This is a genomic window from Pengzhenrongella sp., assembly GCF_036565025.1.
Lineage (GTDB): Bacteria > Actinomycetota > Actinomycetes > Actinomycetales > Cellulomonadaceae > Pengzhenrongella.
This window is the reverse complement of record NZ_DATCNW010000256.1, coordinates 1-9,925: the sequence shown is the minus strand read 5'-3', so window position 1 is coordinate 9,925 and position 9,925 is coordinate 1. Positions and strand designations below refer to the sequence as shown.

The 9,925-nt window shown below is 72.0% G+C and carries 12 protein-coding genes; 5 read left to right on the top strand and 7 right to left on the bottom strand.

Annotated features, from left to right (window positions below):
- The coding region (locus VIM26_RS14935; protein ID WP_331952542.1) for an alpha/beta hydrolase at nt 1-797 on the top strand (797 nt) is incomplete at its 5' end.
- Nucleotides 798-845: 48 nt separating this feature from the next.
- On the opposite strand, the gene VIM26_RS14930 is transcribed toward VIM26_RS14935, so the two are convergent.
- On the bottom strand, nt 846-2,072 hold the full coding sequence (locus tag VIM26_RS14930) for a TIGR03862 family flavoprotein (RefSeq protein WP_331952540.1): 1,227 nt from the start codon (nt 2,070-2,072) through the stop codon (nt 846-848).
- A 122-nt stretch (nt 2,073-2,194) separates the two neighbouring features.
- On the opposite strand from VIM26_RS14930, the gene VIM26_RS14925 reads away from it, so the two are divergent.
- The 4 genes from VIM26_RS14925 (at nt 2,195) to VIM26_RS14910 (ending at nt 5,641) form a co-directional block, all read left to right on the top strand.
- Complete coding sequence (locus VIM26_RS14925) at nt 2,195-2,872, top strand: response regulator transcription factor (RefSeq protein WP_331952538.1); 678 nt, start codon at nt 2,195-2,197, stop codon at nt 2,870-2,872.
- The gene (locus tag VIM26_RS14920) at nt 2,869-4,188 is read left to right on the top strand and encodes a HAMP domain-containing sensor histidine kinase (RefSeq protein WP_331952536.1); all 1,320 of its coding nucleotides are present in this window, start codon (nt 2,869-2,871) and stop codon (nt 4,186-4,188) included. Before VIM26_RS14925 ends, VIM26_RS14920 begins: the two co-directional genes overlap by 4 nt.
- Before the next feature lie 123 nt (nt 4,189-4,311).
- Entirely contained in the window at nt 4,312-5,085 is a 774-nt protein-coding gene (locus tag VIM26_RS14915; protein WP_331952534.1) for a DUF4232 domain-containing protein, read from the top strand.
- Between the two features lie 127 nt (nt 5,086-5,212).
- A complete protein-coding gene (locus VIM26_RS14910; RefSeq protein ID WP_331952532.1) occupies nt 5,213-5,641 on the top strand; it encodes a hypothetical protein in 429 nt (142 codons plus the stop codon).
- A gap of 68 nt (nt 5,642-5,709) precedes the next feature.
- Here the strand turns inward: VIM26_RS14910 and VIM26_RS14905 are convergent, their stop codons facing one another.
- From VIM26_RS14905 to VIM26_RS14880, 6 genes are all read right to left on the bottom strand, one after another.
- Complete coding sequence (locus tag VIM26_RS14905; protein ID WP_331952530.1) at nt 5,710-6,120, bottom strand: nitroreductase family deazaflavin-dependent oxidoreductase; 411 nt, start codon at nt 6,118-6,120, stop codon at nt 5,710-5,712.
- 110 nt (nt 6,121-6,230) lie between these two features.
- Nucleotides 6,231-6,626, bottom strand: a complete 396-nt coding sequence (locus VIM26_RS14900) for a type II toxin-antitoxin system VapC family toxin (protein WP_331952528.1) — start codon at nt 6,624-6,626, stop codon at nt 6,231-6,233.
- Complete coding sequence (locus VIM26_RS14895; RefSeq protein WP_331952526.1) at nt 6,623-6,877, bottom strand: antitoxin; 255 nt, start codon at nt 6,875-6,877, stop codon at nt 6,623-6,625. The genes VIM26_RS14900 and VIM26_RS14895 overlap by 4 nt, the downstream gene beginning before the upstream one ends.
- 171 nt (nt 6,878-7,048) lie before the next feature.
- A complete protein-coding gene (locus VIM26_RS14890; RefSeq protein WP_331952524.1) occupies nt 7,049-7,885 on the bottom strand; it encodes an ABC transporter permease in 837 nt (278 codons plus the stop codon).
- Nucleotides 7,882-8,826: an ATP-binding cassette domain-containing protein gene (locus VIM26_RS14885; protein WP_331952522.1), complete on the bottom strand. Its 945-nt coding sequence runs from the start codon at nt 8,824-8,826 to the stop codon at nt 7,882-7,884. Before VIM26_RS14885 ends, VIM26_RS14890 begins: the two co-directional genes overlap by 4 nt.
- A gap of 32 nt (nt 8,827-8,858) precedes the next feature.
- Nucleotides 8,859-9,704 (bottom strand): DUF4097 family beta strand repeat-containing protein, encoded by an 846-nt coding sequence (locus tag VIM26_RS14880; protein ID WP_331952520.1) that lies wholly within the window; start codon nt 9,702-9,704, stop codon nt 8,859-8,861.
- Between the last annotated feature and the right edge of the window lie 221 nt (nt 9,705-9,925).

Sequence of the window (9,925 nt, the reverse complement as noted above, 5' to 3'; positions counted from 1 at the left end):
CCCTGGAGGTCCCCGGCGCGCGCCTGTACTACGAGGTCCGCGGCGCGGGACCCCTCGTCGTGCTGATCGGCTCCCCGATGGACGCCGGGGCCTTCGCTCCGCTGGCGGACCTGCTCGCCGTCGACCACACCGTGCTCACGACCGACCCGCGGGGCATCAACCGCAGCCCGGTCGATGACCCCGACCAGGACTCGACCCCGGCGATGCGCGCCGACGACCTCTCCCGGCTCGTGGCCACCCTCGATGCCGGACCGGCCGCCGTCTTCGGCTCGAGCGGCGGCGCGGTGAGTGCGTTGGCCCTCGCGCAGGCCTACCCCGAGCAGGTCCGGATCGTCGTCGCGCACGAGCCCCCGCTGGGCGAGCTGCTCGACGACCGCGAGCAGGTCCGCGCCCAGACCGAGGACATCGTCGCGACCTATCAGTCCGGCGACGTGCTGGGGGCCTGGCGGAAATTCATGGTCCAGGCCGGCATCATCCTGCCGGAAGGCGCGATGGAGATGATGTTCGGCGGGGACCGCGACCGGCAGCAGGCGGCGGACCAGGACTTCTTCTTCGCGCACGAGATCCGCCCGACGGCCCGGTGGCGGCCCGACCTCGCCGCCCTGCGCGACGCGGCGACGCGCCTCGTGATCGGCGTCGGAGCGGAGTCCGCCGGTCAGTTCTGCGACCGCACGTCGACGGCGCTCGCCGCCGCGCTCACCTTGGCGCCGACGACGTTCCCCGGCGGCCACATCGGGTTCGCCGACGACCCGGCCGGGTTCGCCGTCCGGCTGGGCCCGGTCCTGGACGAGAGGTGAGCGTGCGGACCGCGGTGACGTGCACCGTCGCCCTCACCTGAACTGCGGCTAACGCGCAGGGTCGCGCTGGAGCCAGGCCAGCGCACCCTGCGCCGCGACCACGCCGGTGCTGAACGAGGCCTGCAGCAGGTAGCCGCCGGTGGGCGCCTCCCAGTCGAGCATCTCGCCCGCGACGAACGTGCCGGGCAGCCGCCGCAGCATCAGCGACTCGTCAACCTCCGACCACGCGATGCCCCCCGCCGTCGAGATCGCGCGCGCGATCGGCATCGTCGCGGTCACCGCCACCGGCACCGCCTTGACCAGCGCGGCCGTGACGGCTGCGTCCTTCGGCATCCCGCCGCCGCTCGACTCCCACAGCAGGGCGATCGCGACCGGATCGAGACCGATCGAGCGGCGCAGCCAGTTGGAGCCGGAGTCCTTCGGTCGGCGGTGCTGCAACCGGTCGGTGAGCTGTTCGACGGTGAGCTCGGGACGCAGGTCGACCTCGAGGACGCACCGCCCGTCGGCGTCGAGGGCGTCACGGATCGGGACGCCGATCGCGTAGACCGGGCCGCCCTCCAGCCCGGTCCGGGTCACCATCGCGTCGCCGCGCGCAGGTTGGCCGGGTTGTCCGCGGACCGTCAGCCCCACCTGCTTCAGCGGTGTTCCCTCGAACCGGTCCGCGAACCTGTCGGTCCACTCGACACGCACCCCGACGTTCGCCGGACGCAGCGGCGTCACCGCCACACCTCGGTCGCAGAACGGGCCGACCCAGCCGCCGTCGGCCCCGAGCCGCGGCCAGGACGCTCCCCCGAGCGCGAAGATCGCCACGTCGCCGGCGACCTCGATCGCCGCTCCGTCGGCACCGGTGAAGGCCAGCCCGCCGTCCGTCCAGCCCGTCCACCGATGGCGCTTCTCGATCGTCACCCCGAGCTCGGTGAGGCGCGACAACCACGCGCGGACCAGCGGTGTGGCCCGGAACGACCGCGGGAACACCCGCCCGCTCGACCCGACGAACGTCTGCTCGCCCAGACCCGCGCACCAGTCGCGGACATCCTGCGGACCGAACACCCCGAGCATCGGCGCGAGCCGGTCGGCCGAGCTGCCGTACCTGGCCAGCACCCGGTCGCGGTCCTCGGAGTGGGTGATGTTCAGTCCGCCGTGCCCCGCCAGGAGGAATTTGCGGGCGACCGATGGCATCCGCTCGTACACCGTCACGGTCACGCCGGCCCGGGCCAGCACCTCTGCGGCGATCAGGCCCGCCGGGCCGGCACCGATCACGCTCGCTGTGCTCATCGGGTGTGCCGAACGAGCTCGACGGTGTATTGCGGCATCGGCCGAACGTAACCCACTGGCGACGACTCCGGCGAACACGTCACGGAGCGCACCGCCGCGGGTGTGCGCAATAGCCTTCGCGCATGAAGGTGCTGCTGCTCGAGGACGACGTCCGGATGGCCGACGAGGTCGCGGACGGGCTGCGGCGGCACGGCATGGCGGTGGACGTGGCGGGCACCCTCGCCGACGCCGACCTGCACCTGGCCATCGGAACGTACGACTGCCTGGTGCTGGACCGCATGGTGCCCGACGGCGACGCGCTGGACCTCGTCGCCCGGCTGCGCGCGGACGACGTGCGTACCCCGGTGCTGCTGCTCACCGCCCGCAGCGACGTCGCGGACCGGGTCGACGGGTTCGAGTACGGCGCGGACGACTACGTCGTCAAACCCTTCGCCCTGGCCGAGCTGCTGGCCCGGGTGCGCGCGCTCTCCCGGCGGCAGCGGGACCGGCAGCCCGACGTGCTGCGCGCCGGGCACCTCCTGCTCGACGTGCGTCGGCACCGGGTCACCGACGACGGCGTGCTGCTCACCCTGACCGCCAAAGAGTTCGCCGTGCTGGAGGTGCTGCTCGAGTCCGCCGGGGACGTGGTGTCCCGGACCGAGCTGATCGAGCGGTGCTGGGACGAGGCGCACGACCCGATGTCGAACGTGGTGGACGTCGTGGTCGCCCAGGTCCGGCACAAGCTGAGCACGCCGGACGTCATCGAGACCGTGCGCGGCGTCGGCTACCGGCTGCGCACGGGCACCGACGGCGTCCCGTGACCAGCCCGACCGCGGCCCGACCGACCGCCGAGCGGCTCGCCCGACGACGACCGAGCCCGGCCCAGCGCCAGGTGACCCGCATCCGCTGGCGCACGACGGCGGTGTTCGCCCTGACCACCGCGCTGTGCCTGACGGTCCTGTCGGTGCTCGCCCTGCGGGTCGACACCGCGTCCCGCGCTGACGCTCTGACCACCGCCCTGCGTACCGAGGCCGCCGCCCTGTCGGACGTGATCGCCCCGAACGCCTTCACCTCCGCCGAGTCTCTCGCGTCCCTCGACCTGAGCCGGCTCGACACCATCCCGACCGACCGCACGGTCACCGTCGTCGGCGTGCTCACGCCGGAAGCGATCCTCTACGCCTCCCCGACACAGAGCTCCCTGCCCGCCGACGCCGAGCTGCGCCGGCGCCTGCACGAGCAGCAGGCCGACCCCGAGGTGCGGGACTCCTTTGCCCCGGACGCCACCGGCAGGGAGCTGCACTGGGCCACCGCACCGGTGCTGGCGTTCTCGCCCTCGGGGAGGTCGGTCGTCGGGATCGTGCTGGACGGTGGCCCGCTGCCCGGCGCGGCCCAGCACGCCGAGCTGCGCTCGCGGCTGATCGCGATCAGCGCGGCGCTGCTGGTGCTGGCCGCGCTGGCCGGTCACGTCATCGCGGGGTTCGCCACCCGACCGGCCCGGCGGGCGCTGCAGAGCCTGGAGCGGTTCCAGATCGAGGCCTCGCACGAGCTGCGCACGCCGCTGAGCCGGCTGCGCCTGATGGTCGACAACGCCGAGGAGGCGGCCACCGCCGTCGAGCGCTCGGCGGCGCTGGACCGGGCGAAGGACGAGGTGGACGAGCTCGCATCCCTGACCACCGCACTGCTGATGCGCGCTCGGTCCGCCCCGGACGGCGCCACCGCCGTGCGTGAGCCGCTCCGCCTGGACCAGCTGGTCGCGGTCGCCGTGGAGGAGTCGCCGGGGGCGCAGGACGTCGCGGTGGACGCCGTGCCGGTCGTCATCGAGGGGGCGCCCGAGGTGCTGACGCAGGCGGTGCGGAACCTGGTCGAGAACGCCCTGCGGCACGGCCTCCCGCCGGTGCGCGTCCGGGTCGACGAGCACGGGATCGAGGTCACCGACGCCGGCCCCGGGGTCCGGTGGCGGGACCGGCGCCGGGTGCTGCGCCCGGGCGAGACCGCCGGCGGCGGCACCGGCAGCGGGCTGGCCCTGGTGGTCTGGGCGGCCAGGCTGCACGGCGGTGACGTGCGGCTGGACGAGGCACCGGGTGGCGGGCTGCGCGTGCGCCTGCGACTGGCCGGCCGGCCGGCGGGGCGCGGCTGACCATCCGGCGGCTGCCGCAGAACTCCGGCGAGCGCCTCATCGTCCCCTCATGGTCGACCGCGCACGATACGAGTCAGGACACCCGATGAGAAGGGTGTCGGGACACAAGAAGGAGGTACCGCCGTGACAATCCGACCGACTGCCACTCGACGCACACGCCCGCACTGGGCGGCGCGACCCAGGCAGTCACCCCGCGTGCTCGCCGTCGCCATGATGCTCGCCACGGGCCTGCTGCTCGCCGGATGCTCCGGCAACGACCAGGCTCCGAACGGCGCGGCCACCACACCACCCGCGCCCACCGCGCCCGCTCGCTCCACCGCGCCCGTGCCGGCCACGCCCGCTCCCTCCACGACGCCGCCCGCGGCCACGCCTCCTGCGACCGCGGCGCCGACCACCACCCCACCCACGAACACCAGCACCAACCCGGCGGGCATCGGGACCAGCACGTCCGGCACCCTGCGCTCCGACCGCTGCCGGTCCGCCGAGCTGCGGGGCAGCATCACCGCGGGCGACAGCGGTGCGGCGGGCAGTCTGCTGCCCTTCCTGGTGCTGACCAACGTCGGCAGCTCGGCCTGCACGCTGCAGGGCTGGCCGGGTGTGTCACTGGTCGGTGGGGGGCACGGCACCCAGATCGGTGCGCCCGCCACGCTCGACCGGACCGGTGAGCACGCCACGGTCACCCTGCTGCCGCGGGGTAGTGCGCACGCCCCGATGCGCATCACGCAGGCGGCCAACTACCCGACCGCAACCTGCAACCCGATGCCGGCCGACGGGTTCCGGGTGTACCCCCCTGGCTCGCGGACCTCGCTGTTCGTCGCGGCGCCCGGGTACACGGGCTGCGCGAACACCGCCGTCGAGCTGCTGAACGTCCGGGCCTTCCAGCCCGGCGCGGCCTGACCCATCCGGCCGGCCAGACGGCCTCGGTCCGTTGCGACGGCCTCGGTCAGGACCACCCCGGGACGGCCCCGGGATGGACCCGGCCCAGGTCGTCGTACGCTGTTTCGTTGTGGCCACGTTCTCTTCTGTGACAAGACAGCACATCCTCCAGGCGCTCGCCGAGTACGACACCCGGGGCGGCGAGCAGTTCCTCGAGGTCTACGGATTCGGGGCATCCCGGAACTACCCGCTCGTCCATGAGGGCCGCAGCTACGACTCGAGGGCGATCCTCGGGGTCGCCCATCGTTTCGCCACCGGGCGGCTCGCCACGCCGGACGAGTTCAACAGCGGCACGCAGGGCGCCGTCGCGATTCTGCGCAAGCGGGGCTTCGAGGTGTCCGAGCCGGTGTCGGTGTTGCCCGCGACGCCCGTGCGTGCCGCGCGCACGACGCGCACCGCGCGCACCACGCGGTCCCCGGTCGCACGGTCCGCCGCCGCCCGTGAGATCCCGCCCGCAATCTGCCCGACGTGCTCGATGACCCTCCCGGCGACCGGCGTCTGCGACGACTGCGGCTGAGGCGCGCGGCCCGGCCGGGTTCCGGCCGGGCGAAGTCGCGGCGCGAGCAACGTTCGCGGCTGCGCAGGTCAAGGCAACGGCTGGGCCACCGGCTCACCAGAAGCGCTCGGGTAGCCCTCAACGGTGAGCTCGATGAGCGGGCTGTGCTCGAGCATGAAGACGATGTCGGTGCGACCCCACCGTCGCGCGGCCGCCTCGATGAGCGGGCGGCGTTCGGTCGGGTCGCTGATCACCCGAGCGGTCGCGGGGACGTCCGCCACGATCGTGCGTTTCATGTGCACGACGACGTGCGGGTCCGCGGCGACGTTGTGGATCCAGGCGCGCGTCCGGCCGGGGATCGGCGAGCCGGAGATGAAGAGCCGGCCGTTCACGCTGTGCAGGTAGATCTCGATGCGGCGTCGCTCGCCCGAGCGGCGCCCGGTGGTGGTCAGGTCGATCAGCTGGCTGCCGGTGAGCGCCCCGCGAGTAGCGTCGTCCATGGTCCGCCCCTGAGGTCCCTGGCTCTTCGTTCGTGTCTGCAGTTTGACAGCCGGAGGCGGCGCGGACGGCCGCAGAACGACCTGGATCCTGCGGCGTGCCGCCCGTTTCGTTAGGAGGACCAGTCCTCGAGGGACAGCCCTTCGATCCGCTCGAATTCTCGCAGGTTGTGAGTGACCAACGTGACCCCGCGGGCGATCGCCTGACCCGCGATGAGGACATCAAACGGTCCGATTGGCGTCCCCATTGATGCGAGGGAGGCCCGGATGCGCCCCGCTTCTCGAGCGTCTTCTCGGGTCATTTCGACCACGTCGAGTCCAACCTCCTCGACGATCGCGAGGTTCTCCTCCGATCGTCGACTGCGATAGGCGCCGTAGTAGAGCTCGTGCAGGACGATGACCGAGACGCCCACGGCTGATGGAGGCAGGGTTCGGAGCCGGGACTCGACAGAAGAACCCGGACCGCGGAGAACGTCGATCAGTGCGTTGGTGTCCAGCAGGTAGATCACCTGCTGAAGTAAGTTTCGGCCGCAGACCGCTCGGCCATGGGAACGTGCTCGACAGCGGCTTCCTCGGCTTCGACATCGAGTCCGCCGGCCGAGTGTGCTCGGTCGATCCACGCCCAGTCCGCGGCGATCGGTTCGATCACGAGAGAGCCGCCGACGCGGCGGATCACGGCCTCGGTCCCCTGCAGGCGAAACTCCTTCGGAATGCGGACCGCCTGCGAGCGCCCGGACCAGAAGATCTTGGTGACCGCCACCTGTTCCTCCGCAGTGATATACAGCAGTGATATCCATCATGCGACGGGTGCCTACCGCCGTCAAGACCTCGCCGCGAGAACCCAGGCACGCCCGCAGCTCGTGGAGCGCAACAGCCGCGGGCGGCCGCGATGAACTCGCGACCGCCCGCAGCTGTCGGAACGGGCCGGGGCTCAGCGCACCGACTTCCGCTCGTAGATCGCCATCGACCAGGCGTATCCTGCGACCGCGATCGCGACGCACCACCCGATCGCGAGCCCCGGGTGCCCGCCGAGCGGGGTACCGAGCAGCAGCCCGCGGACGGTCTCGATGAATGGCGTGAACGGCTGGTACTGCGCGAACCACTGCATCCCCTGCGGCATCGACTCGGTCGGCACGAAGCCGCTGCCGAGGATCGGCAGGAGGGTCAGGATCATGGGGAGGTTGCTGGCAGTCTCGACCGTCTTCGACTGCATTCCCATGGCTACCCCGACCCAGCTGACCGCGAACGAGATAGCCGCGATCAGGCCTGCGGCGCTGATCCACTCGATCGGTCCGGCCACCGGCCGGAATCCGACGAGAATGCCGACTCCGAGCACGAGGGCGACGGCGATGATCGCCTGGATCGTGTTGCCGACCACGTGCCCGGCGAGGACTGCCGCGCGCGAGATCGACATGGTGCGAAACCGGGCCGTGATTCCTTCGGTCATGTCCATCGCGACCGTGATCGAGGCGCCGCTTGCGGTGCCGGCGATGGTGATCAGCAGGATTCCCGGCATCACGTACGCCAGGTAGGCGTCGCGCCCGCCGGCCGGGTTCGCGCCGGGCAGGCCGGCCCCGAGCGTGCCGCCGAACACGAACACGAGCAGCAGCAGGATCACGACGGGCCCGAGGATGGTGAACATCGACAGGCCGGGGTAGCGCACGATGTGCAGCAGGTTGCGGCGCAGCATCGTGATCGCGTCGGCGACGACGTGCGACGGTCGACGGGTGTCCGGGGCCGTCGGGCGCTGGGCGGTGATGGTGGTCATGACTGGGTTCCCTTCGCGTCGAGGAGGCCGGTGAGTGCGAAGAACACGTCATCGAGATCCGGGGTGTGGATGCTGAGGTCGTCGACCTCGAGGCCGGCCGCATCGAGGCGGTCCAGCACGGTGCGCAGCGCGCGGACCCCGCCGTCGCTCGGCACGGTGAGCGCGAGCCCGGCGTCGTCACGAGCGGAGTCGTCGAGCAGTCGGGAGGCGGCGTCGAGCGCGGCGACGTCGGCAAACCGGAGCCGAATGTGCCCGCCGGGCACCAGGCGCTTGAGCTCGTCCGGTGTCCCGACGGCGACGATGTGGCCGCCGTCGAGCACCGCGATCCGGTCCGCGAGCTCGTCCGCCTCCTCGAGGTGCTGGGTGGTGAGCAGCACGGTCGTGCCCTGCCGGACCAGGTCGCGCACGATGTCCCACATGGTGTGCCGGCTGCGCGGGTCGAGGCCCGTGGTGGGCTCGTCGAGGAAGAGCACGCTCGGTGTCGCGACGAGGGTCATCGCGAGGTCGAGGCGGCGTTGCATCCCGCCGGAGTAGGTGGCGAGCGGCTTGCGGGCGGCCTCGACGAGGTCGAACTGCTCGAGGAGCTCGGCCACCCGCGTCCTGGAGCGCTTCGCCCCGAGGTGGCGCAGCCGGGCCATCAGCAGGAGGTTCTCCTCACCGGTGAGCAGCTTGTCGACCGCGGAGAACTGGCCGGTGAGGCCGATCGCGGCGCGCACGCCGTCGGGGTCGCGCACGACGTCACATCCGTTGACGAATGCCGTGCCACCGTCCGGCCGCACAAGGGTGGACAGGATGTGCACGGTCGTCGTCTTGCCGGCGCCGTTCGGGCCGAGCAGCGCGGTGACGGTGCCGGCGCTCACGGTGAGGTCGACGTCGTCGAGCACGATCTTTTCGCCGTAGGACTTCCGCAGCCCCTGGACCTCGATCGCTGTGGTGGTCATGAGTTTCCTTCCGTTGCGTCGGTTGCTCGAATTCAGCGGGCGTGCTGGATGGTGATGTCGCCGTACTGGGTGCGTGCACGTACTGCGACGGTCTGTTCGGACTCGCCGGGAGCGCGGTCGCCGTCGAGCTGGTTGCGCACCCGCCCTTCCCTCGAGGACAGGTCGAGCCAGGCGGGGACGCCGGGCCGCACGCCGATGGTGACCGCGCCGTAGCCGCTCTCGACCTGGATCGACCCGCTCGAGACCTCGCGCAGCGCGATGGCGCCGTACGCGGTCTTCGCCGCGACGGAGGCGAGTGCCTTGGTGATCTCGAGGTCTCCGTAGGAGAGCTTCGCGTCGAGGTCGCCGCCGGACTCCCCGACCTGGACGGAGCCGTGCGACGCCTTGAGGATCGCGTCGCCGGTGACGGTGCCGATCCGGATCTGACCGTGATCCGCCGTGATCTCGATCCCGCCCTCGGCGGTCCCCAGGGTCGCGTTGCCGTGCCCGGCACGCAGCCACAGGTCGCCGGTGGTGTCGACGTCCACGGGCCCCATCGAGCACTTGATGCGGGTGGCGCCGAGGCGTCCGCTGGTGCGCACGCCGCCGACGGCGATCTCGGCGGTGAGCCGCGACCCCGTCGGCAGCTCGACCAGGATGTCGACCGACTCGGTCGGGCCGATGAAGCTGAGGCGGGGCCGCGGGCCTGTGATGGTGACCCGCTCGCCGTCGAAGTCGACCTTGGTCTCCTCCGCGCCTCGGCGGTCGACCGCCTTCGCCGGGTTGGTGGCCGACACGGTCACAACCGTGTCGGCGCGGTAGCCGGCGACGACCTCGATCACGCCGACCTGCAGGTTGACGGCGAGGTCGATCGGGGTTGGGGTGTCGTAGGTGGGCATGCTTGCGCCTTCCCTGTCTTTGGGTGTGTTCGTCCGGCCCCGCGGGTTCGCGTGGCTGGTGGAGGTGGTGATGAGCCGGGTCTAGGTGGCTGGTGTCGAGCGGGTGTTCCTGGGCGGGATTTGGCTCGGCGGGGTTGATGAGGGGTTCGTCGGGGCGGTGAGCGGGTTTCGCTCTTGGTCGCCCGGTGGCGCGGTTCGGGCCCGGTGAGGAGCCCCTGGGC

What these genes read in the sequence shown, in the direction of transcription:
- VIM26_RS14930 (WP_331952540.1), bottom strand. Translation starts at nt 2,072, where the DNA reads ATGAGCACAGCGAGCGTGATCGGTGCCGGCCCGGCGGGCCTGATCGCC.
- VIM26_RS14925 (WP_331952538.1), top strand. Translation starts at nt 2,195, where the DNA reads ATGAAGGTGCTGCTGCTCGAGGACGACGTCCGGATGGCCGACGAGGTC.
- VIM26_RS14905 (WP_331952530.1), bottom strand. Translation starts at nt 6,120, where the DNA reads ATGGACGACGCTACTCGCGGGGCGCTCACCGGCAGCCAGCTGATCGAC.
- VIM26_RS14890 (WP_331952524.1), bottom strand. Translation starts at nt 7,885, where the DNA reads ATGACCACCATCACCGCCCAGCGCCCGACGGCCCCGGACACCCGTCGA.
- VIM26_RS14885 (WP_331952522.1), bottom strand. Translation starts at nt 8,826, where the DNA reads ATGACCACCACAGCGATCGAGGTCCAGGGGCTGCGGAAGTCCTACGGC.
- VIM26_RS14880 (WP_331952520.1), bottom strand. Translation starts at nt 9,704, where the DNA reads ATGCCCACCTACGACACCCCAACCCCGATCGACCTCGCCGTCAACCTG.